The sequence below is a fragment of the Micromonospora sp. TSRI0369 genome (genome assembly GCF_001905625.1).
Classification (GTDB): domain Bacteria; phylum Actinomycetota; class Actinomycetes; order Mycobacteriales; family Micromonosporaceae; genus Micromonospora; species Micromonospora echinospora_A.
Window position 1 is genome coordinate 746,396 of record NZ_LIVU01000004.1, and the last position, 16,280, is coordinate 762,675.

15 protein-coding genes are annotated in these 16,280 nt (G+C 73.6%); 3 read left to right on the forward strand and 12 right to left on the reverse strand.

Annotation, left to right across the window (positions count from 1 at the left end; all coding sequences use genetic code 11):
- Positions 1-98: 98 nt before the first annotated feature.
- Positions 99-1,607, reverse strand: coding sequence for a lysine--tRNA ligase (gene lysS / locus AMK25_RS16415; RefSeq protein ID WP_073829208.1), 1,509 nt, complete (start codon positions 1,605-1,607; stop codon positions 99-101).
- Positions 1,608-1,700: 93 nt separating this feature from the next.
- Here lysS and AMK25_RS16420 point away from each other — a divergent pair, with 93 nt between their 5' ends.
- Complete coding sequence (locus AMK25_RS16420; RefSeq protein ID WP_073829209.1) at positions 1,701-2,453, forward strand: class I SAM-dependent methyltransferase; 753 nt, start codon at positions 1,701-1,703, stop codon at positions 2,451-2,453.
- Positions 2,454-2,528: 75 nt separating this feature from the next.
- On the opposite strand, the gene AMK25_RS16425 is transcribed toward AMK25_RS16420, so the two are convergent.
- From AMK25_RS16425 to AMK25_RS16455, 7 genes are all read right to left on the reverse strand, one after another.
- A complete protein-coding gene (locus AMK25_RS16425; RefSeq protein WP_030504826.1) occupies positions 2,529-3,287 on the reverse strand; it encodes a type III pantothenate kinase in 759 nt (252 codons plus the stop codon).
- A 9-nt stretch (positions 3,288-3,296) separates the two neighbouring features.
- Positions 3,297-4,193, reverse strand: coding sequence for a carboxylating nicotinate-nucleotide diphosphorylase (gene nadC, locus AMK25_RS16430; RefSeq protein ID WP_073829210.1), 897 nt, complete (start codon positions 4,191-4,193; stop codon positions 3,297-3,299).
- A gap of 59 nt (positions 4,194-4,252) precedes the next feature.
- Positions 4,253-5,941: an L-aspartate oxidase gene (locus AMK25_RS16435; RefSeq protein ID WP_073829211.1), complete on the reverse strand. Its 1,689-nt coding sequence runs from the start codon at positions 5,939-5,941 to the stop codon at positions 4,253-4,255.
- A 61-nt stretch (positions 5,942-6,002) separates the two neighbouring features.
- On the reverse strand, positions 6,003-6,896 hold the full coding sequence (locus AMK25_RS16440) for a septum formation family protein (RefSeq protein WP_073829212.1): 894 nt from the start codon (positions 6,894-6,896) through the stop codon (positions 6,003-6,005).
- A 170-nt stretch (positions 6,897-7,066) separates the two neighbouring features.
- On the reverse strand, positions 7,067-7,495 hold the full coding sequence (gene panD / locus AMK25_RS16445) for an aspartate 1-decarboxylase (protein ID WP_073829213.1): 429 nt from the start codon (positions 7,493-7,495) through the stop codon (positions 7,067-7,069).
- Between the two features lie 29 nt (positions 7,496-7,524).
- Positions 7,525-8,367, reverse strand: a complete 843-nt coding sequence (gene panC / locus AMK25_RS16450) for a pantoate--beta-alanine ligase (protein WP_073829214.1) — start codon at positions 8,365-8,367, stop codon at positions 7,525-7,527.
- Complete coding sequence (locus tag AMK25_RS16455) at positions 8,367-9,296, reverse strand: Rossmann-like and DUF2520 domain-containing protein (protein ID WP_073829215.1); 930 nt, start codon at positions 9,294-9,296, stop codon at positions 8,367-8,369. The genes panC and AMK25_RS16455 overlap by 1 nt, the downstream gene beginning before the upstream one ends.
- Positions 9,297-9,488: 192 nt before the next feature.
- Between AMK25_RS16455 and AMK25_RS16460 the strand changes: the two genes are divergently transcribed.
- Entirely contained in the window at positions 9,489-10,556 is a 1,068-nt protein-coding gene (locus tag AMK25_RS16460; protein WP_073829365.1) for an SAM-dependent methyltransferase, read from the forward strand.
- Positions 10,553-11,722, forward strand: a complete 1,170-nt coding sequence (locus tag AMK25_RS16465; protein ID WP_184679779.1) for an NADH-quinone oxidoreductase subunit D — start codon at positions 10,553-10,555, stop codon at positions 11,720-11,722. Before AMK25_RS16460 ends, AMK25_RS16465 begins: the two co-directional genes overlap by 4 nt.
- Before the next feature lie 28 nt (positions 11,723-11,750).
- Here the strand turns inward: AMK25_RS16465 and AMK25_RS16470 are convergent, their stop codons facing one another.
- The 4 genes from AMK25_RS16470 to AMK25_RS16485 all read right to left on the reverse strand — a co-directional run bounded on the left by AMK25_RS16470 (position 11,751) and on the right by AMK25_RS16485 (position 16,280).
- The gene (locus AMK25_RS16470) at positions 11,751-13,580 is read right to left on the reverse strand and encodes a hypothetical protein (protein ID WP_073829217.1); all 1,830 of its coding nucleotides are present in this window, start codon (positions 13,578-13,580) and stop codon (positions 11,751-11,753) included.
- 133 nt (positions 13,581-13,713) lie between these two features.
- Positions 13,714-14,718 carry a glycine betaine ABC transporter substrate-binding protein gene (locus tag AMK25_RS16475; RefSeq protein WP_073829218.1) on the reverse strand — a complete coding sequence of 335 codons (1,005 nt, stop codon included), beginning with the start codon at positions 14,716-14,718 and terminating at the stop codon, positions 13,714-13,716.
- 153 nt (positions 14,719-14,871) lie between these two features.
- The gene (locus tag AMK25_RS16480; RefSeq protein ID WP_073829366.1) at positions 14,872-15,594 is read right to left on the reverse strand and encodes an ABC transporter permease; all 723 of its coding nucleotides are present in this window, start codon (positions 15,592-15,594) and stop codon (positions 14,872-14,874) included.
- Positions 15,591-16,280: an ABC transporter permease gene (locus AMK25_RS16485; RefSeq protein WP_073829219.1), complete on the reverse strand. Its 690-nt coding sequence runs from the start codon at positions 16,278-16,280 to the stop codon at positions 15,591-15,593. Before AMK25_RS16485 ends, AMK25_RS16480 begins: the two co-directional genes overlap by 4 nt.

Here is a 16,280-nt window from a genome sequence, read left to right on the forward strand (position 1 = left end):
GTGGTACTCCTGCAATACTCCAAGAGCACAATAACCCGTCCGGCGCTTGTTCCGTCAATAGGACGGGGTAACGAGCCGGAGAAGCTTTGCGGGAGCGCCTACTCCGGCCGGACCAACGGGAACAGGATCGTTTCCCGAATTCCCAGCCCGGTCAGCGCCATCAGCAGGCGATCGATTCCCATTCCCATGCCACCGGAGGGCGGCATTCCATACTCCATCGCTCGGAGAAAATCCTCGTCCAGCCGCATCGCCTCGTCGTCGCCGCGCGCCGCGAGCTGCGCCTGGGCCATCAGCCGCTCCCGCTGCACAACCGGGTCGACCAGCTCCGAGTACGCGGTGCCCAGCTCGAATCCGAGCACGTACAGGTCCCACTTCTCGGCCAGGCCCGGCTCGCTGCGGTGGGCCCGGGTCAGCGGGCTGGTCTCCTCCGGGTAGTCGCGGACGAACGTGGGCGCTTGAAGCGACGGCACCACGAGTTCCTCGAACAACTCCTCGGCCAGCTTGCCCGGGCCCCACTTCGGGTCGACGGAGAGACCGACCTTGTCCGCGTACTCGACCAGGCGTGCCCTTTCGGTGCGGACGGTGACCTCCTCACCGAGCGCTTCGGAAAGAACACCGAACAGCGTCACCGAGCGCCACTCGCCACCCAGATCGAACTCATGCCCGTCCGCGTGGGTCACCACGGTCGATCCGGCGACCGCGACTGCGGCCTGCTGTACGAGATTTCGGGTCAGCTCGGCCATCGTGTCGTAGTCGCCGTACGCCTGGTACGCCTCCAGCATCGCGAACTCCGGCGAGTGCGAAGAGTCGATGCCCTCATTACGGAAGTTGCGGTTGATCTCGAAGACGCGGTCGACGCCGCCGACCACCGCGCGCTTGAGAAATAGTTCCGGCGCGATTCGCAGATACAGATCCGTGTCGAGCGCATTGCTGTGGGTCACGAATGGGCGGGCCGCCGCGCCGCCGTGCAGCAGTTGCAGCATCGGGGTCTCGACCTCGATGTAGTCCTGCCCGTGCAGGGTGTCCCGCAGGCTGCGGACGGCGGTGGCCCGGGTGCGGACCATCTGCCGGGCCTGTGGGCGGACCACCAGGTCCACGTAGCGCTGGCGGACCCGGGACTCCTCGCTCAGCGGCTTGTGCGCCACCGGCAGCGGGCGCAGCGCCTTGGCGGTGACCGCCCACTCCTCGGCGAGCACGGACAGCTCGCCGCGCCGGCTGGTGATCACCTCGCCGGTCACGCCGACGTGGTCGCCGAGGTCGATCAGGCGCTTCCAGTCCGCCAGCCGCTCCGGCCCGACCCGGTCCAGCGAGAGCATCGCCTGGAGTTCGGTGCCGTCACCGTCGCGGAGCGTCGCGAAGCAGAGCTTGCCGGTGTTGCGAATGAAGATCACCCGGCCGGTGACCGAGGCCCGGTCGCCGGTGGCGGTGTCGGTGGGCAGGTCGGCGTAGCGCTCGCGCAGCAGCGCCAGCGTGGTGGTGCGCGGAAAACCCACCGGGTACGGCTCGATGCCCTCGGCGAGCATCCGGTCCCGCTTCTCCCGGCGGACCTTCATCTGCTCGGGAAGGTCGTCGGCGGGGTCTGCTGGCAGGGCGTTCTGCTCGGTCACGGCACGCTTCCTCAGGCCTTGGGAACATCGGCGGGGTCAGCACATGAGCGTACTCAAGCGGCCTGACGGCCGTTACGGGATAACCTGCCCGTCATGACCGACCCCACTGCGGCGCTCTCGTTCGGCGCCGCCGCGGCCGAGTACGACCGGTTCCGTCCCCGTTATCCCCAGGCCGCGCTGCGCTGGGCGCTGGACGGACTGTCCGGAGCCCGGGTGGTGGACCTCGGCGCCGGCACGGGCATCCTCACCCGGGGACTGCTGGAGCTCACCGCCGACCGGACGGTGGCGCAGGTCGTACCCGTGGAGCCGGATCCCGGGATGCGGGCGCAACTGGCCGACGCCACGCCGGGCACGACGGCGCTCGCCGGGAGCGCCGAGGCCGTGCCGCTGCCGGACGGGTCGGCGGACGCGGTGCTGGTCGGGCAGGCCTACCACTGGTTCGACAGGGGACCGGCACACGCGGAGATCGCGCGCGTGCTGCGCGCGGGCGGCACGTTCGCGCCGATCTGGAACATCCGGGACGAGCGGGTGGGCTGGGTCGCGGAGCTGACCCGGATCGCACACCTCGGCGACAACGCCGGCGACGTGACGCAGCGGTACGCGGACTTCGGCGCCGCCTTCACCGCGGTCGAGGTGGGCGAGTTCGCGCACGCGACCACGCTCACGCCGGACGAGGTGGTGGGCATGCTGCACACCCGCTCGTTCTGGCTGACCGCCGACGCCGACGAGCGGCGACGGGTGGATGCGGAGCTGGCGGAGCTGTTCGCCACCCACCCCGACCTGGCCGGCCGGGACGCCGTGGAGCTGCCGTACCGCACGATGGTGCTCCGGGCGGGGCGGCGTTGAAGCGCCGGCGTTAAGGGCGTTAAGAAGGGGCCCCTCCTCTACCGGAGGCGTTAAAAGGGGGCCCTTCCTTACACCTCAGGTGTTGCGGTCGTAGACCATCCGCAGGCCGATCAGCGTGATCATCGGTTCGTGGTGGGTGATGGTGTGGCACTCACCGAGCACCAGCGACGCCAGGCCACCGGTGGCGATGACCGCCTTGACCCCGCCCAGCTCCTCGGACATCCGCTCGACGATCCGGTCCACCTGACCGGCGAAGCCGAAGTAGAGCCCGGCCTGAAGACACTCGACGGTGTTCTTGCCGATCACCGAGCGCGGACGGGTCGCCTCCACCTTGCGCAACTGCGCGGCGCGGGCGGCCAGCGCGTCGAAGGAGATCTCGATGCCGGGCGCGAACGCCCCGCCGAGGAACTCCCCCCGGCTGCTGATCACGTCGAAGTTGGTGGTGGTGCCGAAGTCCACCACGATCGACGGCCCGCCGTAGAGCGTGTACGCGGCAAGCGTGTTCACCACGCGGTCCGCGCCCACCTCCTTCGGGTTGTCGATGGCGAGCTGGACGCCGGTACGGACGCCCGGCTCGACGATCACGCTGGGCAGGTCGGCGTAGTACCTGTCGAGCATGGTGCGCAACGAGCGCAGCGCCGCCGGCACTGTCGAGCAGGCAGCCACCCCGGTGATCTCCACGGCGTCACCGGCGAGCAGCCCGCGGAACATCAGGCCCAGTTCGTCCGCGGTGGAGCGGGCGTCGGTCTTGATGCGCCACGAATGCACCAGCTTGTCGCCGTCGAAGGTCGCCAGCACGGTGTTCGTGTTTCCGATGTCGATGCAGAGCAGCACAGCGGCAGCCTAGACGTCGCGCAGGTCGAGGGCGATGTCCAGGATCGGCGACGAGTGGGTGAGCGCGCCGACGGAGAGGAAGTCGACGCCCGTGGCGCCGTACTCGGCGGCCATCGGCAGCGTCAGCCCGCCGGTGGCCTCCAGCTCCGCCCGGTCGCCCACCGACGCCACCACCTCGCGCAGCTGCGCCGGGGTCATGTTGTCCAGCAGCAGGAAGCGGGCGCCCGCCTCGACCGCCTCCACCGCCTCGGCCGGCGTGTCCACCTCCACCTGCACCGCGACGTCGGGGAAGGCCTCCCGGACCCGGCGGAACGCGGCGCTGATCCCGCCCGCGGCGACCTTGTGGTTGTCCTTGATCATGGCGACGTCGTACAGGCCCATCCGCTTGTTGGTGCCGCCACCGGCCCGGACCGCGTACTTCTCCAGCGCCCGCAGGCCCGGCGTGGTCTTGCGGGTGTCCAGCACCGTCGCCTTCGTGCCGGCCAGCTCGTCGGCCCAGGCCCGGGTGTGCGTCGCCACCCCGGACATGCGGGACAGCAGGTTCAGCGCCGTCCGCTCGCCGGTCAGCAGCAGCCGGGTCGGCCCGGTCACCGTGGCCAGCACGTCGCCGCGGGCCACCCGCTGCCCGTCGTGCGCCACCAGCTCAACCTCGACCGTACGCCCCGCGCCGGTCACCTCGGCCACCATCTCGAACACGGCGGCGGCCACCGGCAGCCCGGCCACCACGCCGTCGGCGCGCGCCACCAGATCGGCCGTGTCCTGCTGCTCGGCCGGGATGGTGGCCACGCTCGTGACGTCGAGGAAGTCGGGCCCGAGGTCCTCGTGCAGCGTGTCGAGGATGATCCGCCGGACCCGCTCCGGGTCCAGGCCACCGTCGCGCAGCGCCTGCTCCGTCGACTCCCTCATCTGCTGTGCCTCCTTCGTTCGCGACTGCGGGGCTCGCAAGACCGGCTCACTCCTCGCGCTCACTGGATCTCCTCCCAGCGCTCGGCCACAATGCCGTCCGTGCCCACCTCGGCCACCATGTGGCCCAGCCACCTGTCGTCGGCGGTCGGGAAGTCCTCCCGCCAGTGGCAGCCCCGCGTCTCCTGCCGGGCGTACGCGGCGGCGACCAGCGTCGACGCCACTGTGAGCAGGTTCGTCGCCTCCCAGTCGGCGGTACGCGGCACGCCCTGCCCCGCGCCCAGCGCGGTGAGCGTGGCGGCGGTGGCTTCCAGCGTCCGCGCCGACCGGAGCACGCCCGCGCCCCGCGTCATCGCCCGTTGCAGTTCCGCCGTGCCGGTCGCCGGCACCAGCGCGCCGGGACCGCCCACCCAGGCGCCGGTCTCGGCGGGGCGAGCCTGCTCGGGCAGCCCGGCGGCGATGTCCTCGGCGATCCGGCGGGAGAAGACCAGTCCCTCCAGCAGGGAGTTGCTGGCCAGCCGGTTCGCGCCGTGCACGCCGGTGCAGGCGACTTCGCCGCAGGCGTACAGGCCGGGGATGGAGGTGCGTCCGCGCAGGTCGGTCCGGACGCCGCCGGAGGCGTAGTGGGCGGCCGGCGCGACCGGGATCAGGTCGGTGGCCGGGTCCACGCCGATGGCCAGGCAGGACGCCACGATGGTGGGGAACCGCCGGGCCAGGAAGTCGCCGCCCAGGTGCCGGGCGTCCAGGAACACGTGGTCGGCCCCGCTGGCGAGCAGCACCCGGTGGATGCCCTTGGCGACCACGTCCCGGGGCGCCAGCTCGGCCAGTTCGTGCTGGCCGACCATGAACCGCTTGCCGTCGCCGTCGACCAGGTGCGCGCCCTCGCCGCGCAGCGCCTCGGAGACCAGCGGCTGCTGGGCCAGCCCCGCGCCCGGTCCGCCGGGCGGCACGATCAGCGCGGTCGGGTGGAACTGCACGAACTCCACGTCGGTGACCGCCGCCCCGGCGCGCAGCGCCAGCGCCACCCCGTCGCCGGTGGAGACCGCCGGGTTCGTGGTGGCGGCGAAGATCTGCCCCATCCCGCCGGTGGCCAGCACCACCGCGCGGCCGAGGATCGCGCCGACGCCGTCCTCGCTGCCCTCGCCGAGCACGTGCAGCGTGATGCCGCAGGCCCTGCCGAGCCCGCCCGGGCCGTCACCGGGGGCGCGCAGCAGGTCCAGCACCAGGGCGTGCTCGACCAGCCGGATCCACGGGTCGCGGCGTACCGCGTCGTGCAGCGCCCGCTGCACCTCCGCGCCGGTGGCGTCGCCGCCCGCGTGCACGATCCGGTCGGCGCGGTGGCCGCCCTCCCGGGTCAGCATCAGCGACCCGTCCGGGTTGCGGTCGAACTCCGCCCCGATCCGCATCAGCTCGCGCAGCCGGGTCGGGCCCTCGGCCACGAGCGCGCGGACCGCCGCCGGGTCGCAGAGGCCGACCCCGGCCACCTCGGTGTCGTACGCGTGCGCGGCCGGGGTGTCCGCCGGGTCCAGCACGGCGGCGATGCCGCCCTGCGCCCAGCGCGTCGAGCCCTCGTCCATGTCGACCTTGGTGACCACCGTGACGTGCAGGCCCGCCTCGCGCAGGTGCAGCGCCGCGGTCAACCCGGCCACGCCGGAGCCGACCACGATCACGTCTGTCGTCTCCACCCACCCGGGGGCGGGCGCGGCGAGCAGCCGGGGCAGCGTCGGCAGGTCGACGGTGGGTAGGTCCATGAGCACAGTCAACCCGAAGCGAACTCGGCTCGGGCGCGGGGGGCGTGACCAGTGCGCTCCGCTACCTCGTGCGGCGCGGCAGGGCGGCCGGTCCGGCGCCCTTCAGTGAGGTGGTCACCGTACGGTCGCTGAGCCACAGGTAGCAGCGCACGCCCCGGTCGCCGATCGCCCAGCGACCGGCGGCGGGCGGGCGGACCACCACGTCGCTGCGGTAACGCAGGAACGCGTCGGCGGGCACCCCTGCGTAGCGGGCGATCACGCCGAAGCAGCCGTCGTAGAGGGGGACCCAGTCCTCCGGCTTCTTCGGGTACGGGCGATCCGGCGCGGCCCACACGCCGACGAACTCCGCGTCGTGCGCGACAGCGCAGTCGACAGGGGTGAGCCGCTGCACCCGGCCCGCGTCCCGCGTGGTGCGCTGGCAGCCCAGCCGCAGCGGGGAGGGCGTCTTGAGCGCGTCGCGCAGGCTGCCGGTGCGGGTGACCACGGTGGCCGCCGCCTCGACGGTGTTCAGCTCGGTCAGGTCGCACCGGTACCAGCGGGAGCCGGCCGTCCAGCCGACGCCGGTCGGCACCGCCACCGCCAGCCGGAGGCGTCCGGCGCGCCAGTCGTCACCCACGTATCCGCCGGCCCGCTTGTCGCAGTCGGCGAAGGCGGTACGCATCTCCGGTGAGCCGAGCGCCGGCGGGGTGGCCCGGTCGGCGGTGAACGCCCCGACGTGCACGGTCTCCACGCGGTGCGGCAGGTCGCAGCCGACCGGCGCGTACGCGGCCAGGCCGACGCTCGCTGTGAAGTCGGCGACCTGGCAGACCTCGGCCGCCGGGGTGAACGGCAGTGGGGCGGCCATCGCGGCCCACTCGTCGGTGAGGTCGCCGTCCAGCCCGCCGGTGCCGGCGCAGCCGGTCAGTGCGGCGCTCGCGACCATCGCGGCGACCAGGAAGCTCATCGCACGGCGCATCGCGGCCTCCCCCAGCCGACGACCGTCGATCCCCGACGGTCCGCCCAGGGTAGCCGAAAATGACCTTCCGGTGACAGACCGCGTTCCCTGCCCGCCCGCCCCGTCGATCTTGCACTAACCGCCCCGACAAACCGCCTGAAAGGGATGACGGGAGGGCCGGAAGTGCAAGATCAACGGAGAGAAGCGGCGAGGGGGTTGGGGATGGGGGCGCCTGCGGTGCCGAGGGCGGCCGTGGTCGGGTCCGTGGAGAGGTCTACCACCCTGTTGTCGGCGTCGACGTGGACCACCTTCGGGCGGTACGTGCGGGCCTCGGCGTCGTCCATTTGCCCGTAGGAGATCAGGATGACCAGGTCACCGGGGTGCACCAGGTGCGCGGCAGCGCCGTTGATGCCGATCACGCCGCTGCCCCGCCGCCCCGGGATCACGTACGTCTCCAGCCGCGCGCCGTTCGTGATGTCCACGATCGCGACCTGCTCACCGGGGAGCAGGTCCGCCGCGTCGAGCAGATCCTCGTCCACGGTCACCGAGCCGACGTAGTGCAGGTCGGCCTGGGTCACTGTGGCGCGGTGGATCTTCGACTTGAGCATGGTCCGGAACATCGGGGTGCCTTTCCGCATTCGTGGTGGGGTCAGGGACGCGGCGCGAGGTGGACGGCCGTGTTGTCGATCAGGCGGGTGGCGCCGACCCAGGCCGCGATCAGCAGCCGGGCCGGGCCGGTGACCGGGCCGGGCTCCAACTCGGTGTCGGTGAGCACCAGGTAGTCGAGGCGGGCGTCCGGAGTGTCGAAGGCCCGGTGGGCGGCGGCGAGCACCGCGCCCGCGTCCTCGCCCCGCTCCGCCGCCGTCGCGCCGGCCCACAGCGCGGCGGACAGGCTCAGCGCGGCCTGCCGCTCCGCGTCCGACAGGTAACGGTTGCGGCTGGACAGGGCCAGGCCGTCCGGTTCCCGTACGGTCGGCACGCCGACGATCTCGGTCGGCACGTCGAGGTCGCGGACCATCCGGCGGATCAGGGTGAGCTGCTGGTAGTCCTTCTCACCGAAGAAGGCCAGGTCGGGCTGCGTGAGCTGGAGCAGCTTCATGACCACCGTGAGCACGCCGTGAAAGAAGCCGGGACGGCTCAGGCCCTCCAGGTCCTCGCCGAGCGGCCCCGGGTTCAGCCGTACCGCCGGCTGCCCCTCCGGGTACATCTCGGTCACCGACGGCGCGAACACGGCGTCCACCCCCACCCGGCGGCAGATCTCCAGGTCCGTGTCGAGCGTGCGCGGGTAGCGGTCGAAGTCCTCGTTCGGGCCGAATTGCAGCGGGTTCACGAAGATCGTGACCACGACGTGGTCGGCCCGCTCGCGGGCGGCCCGCAGCAGCATCTCGTGCCCGGCGTGCAGCGCGCCCATGGTCATCACCACGCCGACCGTGCCGGTCATCGCCTCACGGGCCGCCGCCAGTTCCTTGCGCGTGTGCAGCACCTCGGCCATCAGGCCGCCACCTCGATTCCGTCCAGCACGTCCCGTAGCGCGGCCGCGTCCGCCGGGCGGAGGCGGCCGACCGCGACGGCGCGGTCCGCCGTCCGTCGTGCCAACGCCAGATACGCGGGTACGGATTCCGGCGCGGTCCGCGCCAGCCGGTCCAGATGCCGGCGTACGGTGCCCGCGTCGCCCCGGGACACCGGCCCGGTCAGCGCGTCGTCGCCCAGCCGTAGCGCGTTCTCCAGCGCGGCTCGCAGCAGCGGGGCGAGCACCTTCTCCGGCCGCTCCACCCCGGCGTCACGCAGCCGGTCGGACGCCTCGTTGACGAGCGTCACCAGGTGGTTGGCGCCGTGCGCGAGCGCCGCGTGGTAGAGCGGCCGGTCGTTCTCACCTACCCACTCCGGTACGCCGCCCAGGTCGGCCACCAGCCGGGCCGCGAACGCGCGCAGCTCCGCCGGGGCGGTCACCCCGTACGAGATGCCGGGCAGGCGGGACAGGTCGTCCGGCGTACCGGTGAAGGTCATCGCCGGGTGCAGCGCGAGCGGCCGGGCGCCGGCCTCGGCGGCCGGGGCGAGCACCGCGAGCCCGTGCGCGCCGGAGGTGTGCGCCACCACCTGGCCGGGGCGCAGCGCGCCGCTCGCGGCCAGGTCGGCGACCACGCCCGCCAGCGCGTCGTCCGGAACGGCGACGATCAGCAGGTCGGTGGCGGCACGCGCCACCTCGGACGCGGCGCGGTGCGGGGTCTCGGGCAGCAGCAGCGCGAGCCGGGCCCCTGTCGCGCCCGAGGTGCCGGACGCGGCGACCACGCGGTGACCGGCGGCGGCGAGGGCCGCGCCCAGCGTGGCGCCGACCCGGCCGGCGCCGAGCACGCCGACGGCGAGGGTACGCGGGAAGACGAGCGGGCCGGCGGTGGCCCGGTGGCGCAGCGGTGCGCTCATGGCAGCGATCCAGTCCTCGAAGGGGGTACCGGTCGATGGCAAGTATGCGCCCGGGTGACAGACCCGAAACAAGAAGGTGTGAAAACCTTCACCGGCCGCCCGAAAGGGCCGCTGCGGTGGCAGGCAAACCGCCCTTTCGGGTACGTCCCGTAGGGTCGGCGGGTGACCACCCCGCTGCGCTGGCGCGACGCGATGGAGCAGGCGCTGTACGGGCCGGAGGGGTTCTTCGTCTCCGGCGCCGGGCCCGCCGCGCACTTCCGCACCAGCGTGCACGCCTCACCCGTCTTCGCCGCCTGCGTGCTGCGGCAGCTCGAAGCGGTGGACGTGGCGCTGGGGCACCCGGACCGGCTGGACGTGGTGGACGTGGGCGCGGGCCGGGGCGAGCTGCTCCGAGCGCTGCTCGCGCAGGCCGCGCCGGACCTGGCCGCCCGGCTCCACCCGGTAGCCGTGGAACTGTCGGTCCGCCCACCGGACCTGCCGCCCGAGATCGACTGGCGCCGCGACATCCCCGAGGACATCACCGGCCTTCTCCTGGCCACCGAATGGCTGGACAACGTCCCGCTCGACGTGGCAGTCCACACGCCCGCAGGCTGGCGCCTCCTCCTGGTGAACCCGAGAACCGGCGAGGAGACGGTGGGCCCGGCCCCGGCCCCCGCCGACACCACCTGGCTCACCCACTGGTGGCCCCCGGCCGCCCTGCCTACCACCCCGGTGATCAAGGAGTTTGCGTCGGCCGAGGGCCCGGATCGGGACACGAACTCCTTGATCACGGAGGCGGAGGGCGGGTTCGTGGGCGGCGTGCGGGGGGAGATCGGGTCGGGGCGGGATTCGGCGTGGGCTGAGGCGGTGGGAAGGATCCGGCGCGGGCTGGCGCTTGCCGTGGACTACGGACATGTGCGGGAGTCGCGTCCCCTGGACGGGACGTTGACCGGGTATCGGGGTGGGCGGCAGGTGCCGCCGGTGCCGGACGGGTCGTGCGACGTGACGGCGCACGTCGCCATGGACTCGGTCGCCTCCGCCGGTGAACGGGTCGCGCGGTGCGCGTACTCCCTGGTCTCACAGCGGGAGGCGCTGCGGGCGCTCGGGGCCGACGGCGGGCGACCGCCGCTGAGCCTCGCCCCCCGCGACCCGGCCGGCTACCTGCGGGCGCTCGCCGCGGCGTCGGCGGCGGCCGAGCTGACCGACCCGGCCGGGCTCGGCGGGCACCTGTGGCTGCGCCAGCCGGTCGGCGTCGCGCTCGACGCGGTCGTGGCACGATGACGGGCATGACCACGGACGCCGCCGACCTCCGCGAGCTCACAGTCGGCACCGGCGCCGGCGGTGAGCAGCTCGGCACCGACATGGTGCTCAACATCGGGCCGCAGCACCCCTCGACGCACGGCGTGCTGCGGCTGCGCCTGGTGCTCGACGGGGAGCGGGTGGTCGCCGCCGAACCGATCGTCGGCTACATGCACCGGGGGGCGGAGAAGCTCTTCGAGGTACGCGACTACCGGCAGATCATCGTGCTGGCGAACCGGCACGACTGGCTGTCGGCGTTCTCCAACGAGCTGGGCGTGGTGCTCGCCGTCGAGCGGCTGATGGGCATGGAGGTGCCGGAGCGCGCCACCTGGCTGCGGATGGCGCTGGCCGAGCTGAACCGGGTGCTCAACCACCTGATGTTCCTCGGCTCGTACCCGCTGGAGATCGGCGCGATCACGCCGATGTTCTACGCGTTCCGGGAACGGGAGACCATCCAGGCGGTGATGGAGGAGGTCTCCGGCGGCCGGATCCACTACATGTTCAACCGGGTCGGCGGCCTGAAGGAGGAGGTGCCGTCCGGCTGGACCGGGCGCGCCCGCGCTGCGATCGCCGAGGTGCGCCGCCGGATGCCGGACCTGGACAACCTGATCCGGCGCAACGACATCTTCCTGGCCCGTACCGTCGGGGTCGGTGTGCTGTCCGCCGCCGACGCCGCCGCGTTCGGCGCGTCCGGGCCGGTCGCCCGCGCCTCCGGGCTCGACCTGGACCTGCGCCGCGACGAGCCCTACCTGGCCTACGACCAGCTCGACGTGCCGGTGGTGACGAAGACCGCCGGGGACTGTCACGCCCGCTTCGAGGTGCTGCTCGACCAGGTGTACGTCTCGCTCGACCTCGCCGAGCAGTGCCTGGACCGGGTGGACCGGATCAGCGGCCCGGTGAACACGCGGCTGCCGAAGGTGCTGAAGGCGCCCGAGGGGCACACGTACGCCTGGACCGAGAACCCGCTCGGCATCAACGGCTACTACCTGGTCTCCCGGGGCGAGAAGACGCCGTGGCGGATGAAGCTGCGCACCGCCTCGTACGCGAACGTGCAGGCGCTGTCGTCGCTGCTGCCCGGCTGCCTGGTGCCCGACCTGATCGCCATCCTCGGCTCGATGTTCTTCGTGGTCGGCGACATCGACAAGTGACAGCCGTCCGCATACGGGCGGCCGGCGCTCAGCGCCAGCGGTCGGCGGTGTCCCACTGCGGCCGGCCGCGCTCCGGGCCGCGCCACTCCGGTTCCGGCTGACGCCACTCCGGCTCGGCCGGACGCCACTGGGACTCGCCCTGGCGCCACTCCGGCTCGGGTTGACGCCAGTCCGGCTCGGGCTCGCGGCGCTGCGACTCGGCCGGACGCCACTCCGGCTCCGGCTGACGCCACTGCGGTTCCGGCTGACGCCACTGCGGCTCGGGCTCGCGGCGCTCCGGTTCGGGCTGACGCCACTCCGGGGGCGGCTGGCGCCACTCCGGCTGGCCGCTGCGCTGGGTCGGTGGGCGCCACTCGTCCGGCACCGGCACCCCGCCCGCCGGCAACGCCGGGTGGCTCTCCCCCGGCCGGCGGCCGTCACCCGGCCCGCTCGCGTCCGCCCCGCCGCCGCGCACCGACGCCCACCGGTCCTCGATCCGGTACTCCGTGCCCGCGCTGTCGGCGTGCACAGCGGCCCGCCGCTCCCCGAGGCGGATCTCCCGGCCCACCCCGTCGTCGCGGACCGCCGCCCAGCGGTTACCCGCACGCAGCTCGGACCAGTGGTCGCCGTCCGCCGGGTCCCGGCCGGCCGGCGCGTCCAGGGCCCCGGGCGCGGCGGGCTCACTGTGCCGCGCGGCCGGTGACCAGGCCGGAGCGTCGGTCGCGCCGCCCGGCGCCCAGCCGGCCCGGTCGTCGCCCGGCCACTGTCGCTGCTCCTCCGCCACAGCCCGGCCCTGGTCGTTCGACAGACGGCCGCCCGCGGACCAGCCCTGCTCCCCGCCGACACCCGCCCACGGATGCTCGGCGCCCGCACGTCCGGCATCGGTCCACGGGTGCCCGTCGCGCGGCCGCGAGCCGTCGTCCCGCGAATCCCCGTCCCGGCGGCCGTGCCCGGAGCGACCGCCGCCGGCCGGGGCGCCCCAACCGCTCTCGTCCGTGCCGGTCCACCCGGCATCGGCCCGGTCCTCACGGCCCCGCTCGCGATGCGCCGCGCCCCGGTGATCGGCCGGGTCGCCGCCCCGGGCGCGGTCCTCGTCCGACCAGCCGCCGGGGAATCCGCCGTACCGGGACCCGGTCGGCTCGGCGCCACCGCCGACGATGGTGTGCCGGGTTGTGACGTGCACGGTCTCGGTGTGGTGGACCACGCCCACCGGGCGGGACTCCGGCCGGGCGGCCGGCCCGGACACGCGCGCCGACCCGTACACGCCGCTCGCGGGCCGGTCCGGCGGGCGTACCGCCGCCCGCGCCGGCTCGGCGTCGTGGCGGCCCGCCCGTGGCGGTTCGCCGTCGTGCTCGCCTCCGTAACGGCCACCGGAGTACGCCGGGCGCGCCGGTTCGTCCTCGTCACGGCCGCCCGGATGGCCCCGATCCGCCTCGTACGCCCCGGCGGCCGGCACCCGGGCCGCGCCGCTCGGGCGCTCCTGGGCGGGCGCGGAGGCCAGTCCGGCGGCGGCCGCGTCGAGCCGGTGCCGCACCGCCCCGGCGACCTCCTCCGCCCGGCGCGCCTGGTCCAGCGCCTGGTTGCCACGTTGAGCGGCGGCCACGATCTCGGCCCGCAGCTCCCGCCGGAGCTGCTCCAGCTCCTCGCGCAACTCCTCGGACGCCGCGCCACCCGAACCGCCCTCCGGCCGCAGCGCGACGGAGAGACCGATCAGCACGACGGCCATGATCGCCAGGACGGCGCCGAGGCGAAGCGAGCCGTTGCCGTCGGCGACCAGCAGGATGAGCGCCGCCAGCGGCGCGAGCCCCACACCGGCCCAGAACAGGACGGTCAGCACAGTGGGGTTGCGCTTGTCGGCGGGAGCGACCGAGGCGGGCATGGCTGAGCACAGTACCGAGAGTTCCACCTGAGGGGAACGGGTCGGCGTGACTCGATGTGCGGGCCTGCTGAGCAGGCAACCGCTCGGGGTGCGCCACCGGCCGGCGCGCGTGGCGCCGGCCGGTGGCGGCGCGTCAGCTCGTGGCCAGCGCGGCGTCGGAGGAGAAGACCAGGCCGACGCTCGCGGCGCCGGTCTTCAACGCGTTCTTGGTCTGCGGGCCGCCCGCGTCCAGCGAGCTGAACGAGCCCGCCTTGAAGTCGTAGACCTCGACCAGACCGGCCTGGCACTTCGGGCGCTGGGGGCACTCCGGCGGCCCGGCGAGCACGGTGGCCTGCCCGGAGCACTTCGCGGCCAGCTCGGAGAGCGTGGACACGCCGTACTTGTCGGCGAACGCCTTGGTCACCGCGAACGCGTTCTGGTCCTGCGCCTGGGACGGCTGGCCGAAGACCAGGCCGGCCTTGTCCCCCTCGGTCTTCAGCGCCGCGACCGTCTTGTCCAGCTCCGGGGAGGAGACGGGCTGGGCGTCCTTGCCGTTGGCCTTGGTGTTGAGGAACTCCGCCATGGTGGCGGCGTACTCCGGCACGACCTGGATCTGCCCCTTCTCCAGGGCCGGCCCGTAGAGCTCGCGGTTGCCGATGGTCTGCACCTTGACCTGGTAGCCGGCCGCCTCCAGCGCGATCTTGTAGAGCTCGGCGATGGTCTGGCTCTCGCTGAAGTTGCCGGCGCCGACGGTGATCTGGCCGCCCGGCCCCTTCGCGATCCCGTCGGTCACGCCGTTGGCGGACGCGAACTCCTTCGCCGCCGCCTGGGGCGTCTTGCGGTCGACGTCTACCGCCCGGTTGAGCTGGATCAGCTTGGGGGTGTCGAGCTTCGCGGAGACGTTGTCCAGCGCGGCGACGAGCTGCGGGGTGGCCGCCTTCGCGTTGATCGCCGGGATGACGTTGTCGGTGTTCTGGAGCTTCTTGTCGTCGGTCAGGACGACAAGCTGGTCGCCCGCCACCGGGGCGCAGCCGGCCCCCGAGGCGCCCTGCTCGGGCGCGTCGGTGCCGGACGAGCCGGCGTCACCGCAGCCGGTGAGGAGAGCGGCCGCGGTGAGTGCGCCGAGCGCCCCGGCGGCCAGTCGTGTACGCGCGCGCATGAGTGCCCGCCTTCCGTGTCCCGGCGCGACCCGATCGGGCCGGCCGCGTGTCCGACGGGCGAACCGGACGGCCACCCGCGACTCCAGCCAATATCTTCCAGAGGCGACCGACAAACCCGGAGCGGTTTTCGTCACCCGATCGTCACCGGCGGCTCAACTTCCGGTCGTGGCCGCCGTCGCGCGACGGTTCGCCCGGCGGCGGGCCGGGCGCAGCGGGCGCGGCGTGACCACCCGCTCCACGATCGCGAGCAGCCCCTCGACCAGGAGCGCCAGCCCGGCCACCAGCACCCCGCCGGCGATGATCTGGCCGCCGCCGGCGGCGATGTCGAGCCCGAAGCCGGCCCGGATGATCTGGCCCAGCCCGCCGCCGTTGACGAACGACGCGAGCGCGGCGGTGGCCACCACCTGCACCGCCGCGGTGCGGAAACCGGCCGCCAAGTAGGGCACGGCAAGCGGCAGCTCCACCCGGCGCAGCACCTGCGCGCCGGACAGCCCCATCCCGTGCGCGGCGTCCCGCGCCTCCGGGTCGGCCTGCCGCACCCCGGTGTACGCGTTCGCCAGCAGCGGCGGCACCGCGAAGACCGCGAGCGCCACCACCACCGCGGGCCGGCCGAAGCCGAGGAAGGTCAGCGGGAGGATGGTCAGCAGGGCCAGGGTCGGGATCGCCAGCGTGACGTTGGAGACCAGCAGCACCAGCCCGCCACCCCGGCCGCTGTGCCCGAGCCAGAGACCGATCGGCCAGGCCACCAGGCACCCGAGCAGCACCGCCAGGGCGGACATGCTCAGGTGCTCGCCGAGACGGTCCAGCACGCCGCCGGGATTGGTCCAGTTCAGCGGGTCGTTCAGCCAGACGACCGCCTGCTCGACGGGGTTCACCGGGCGGACCTCCCACGCAGCCACGGGGTCAGCAGGCGGCCCGCGCCGGCCAGCACCAGGTCGAGCACCAGCGCCAGCAGCACGCACAGCACCGTGCCGGTCATGATCTGTGCCTTGTAGAAGTTGTTCTGGAAGCCGGCGAAGATGAGCTGGCCGAGCCCGCCCCGGCCGACCACCACACCGACCGTGACCAGCGCGACAGTCGACACCGTGGCGAGCCGTACGCCGGTGAGGATGCCGGGTAGCGCCAGCGGCAGCTCGATCCGGAACAGCCGGCCCCACCGGCCGTACCCCATGCCCTCGGCGGCCTCCCGCACCTCCGGCGGCACCTGGTTCAGCCCGGCCAGCGCGTTGCGCACGATGACCAGCAGCGCGTACAGCGCCACCACGGTGAGCACGGTGATCGCGCCGATGCCCAGGTAGGGCGCGAGAAAGGCGAACAGCGCCAGCGACGGGACGGTGTAGAGCACCCCGGTCACCGCCAGGATGGAGGCCGACAGCGACCGGAACCAGTACGCCAGCACGGCGAGCGGCAGCGCCACCAGCGCGGCGATCACCACGGCCCGGGCGGTCAGCCAGGTGTGCTCCCGCAGCGCGGCGAGGATCGTGTCAGAGTTGTCCCGCACGTACTGCCAGGAGAACCACGGATTACCCGGGTCGGCCCGGTAGCTCAGGTGGAGGAACAC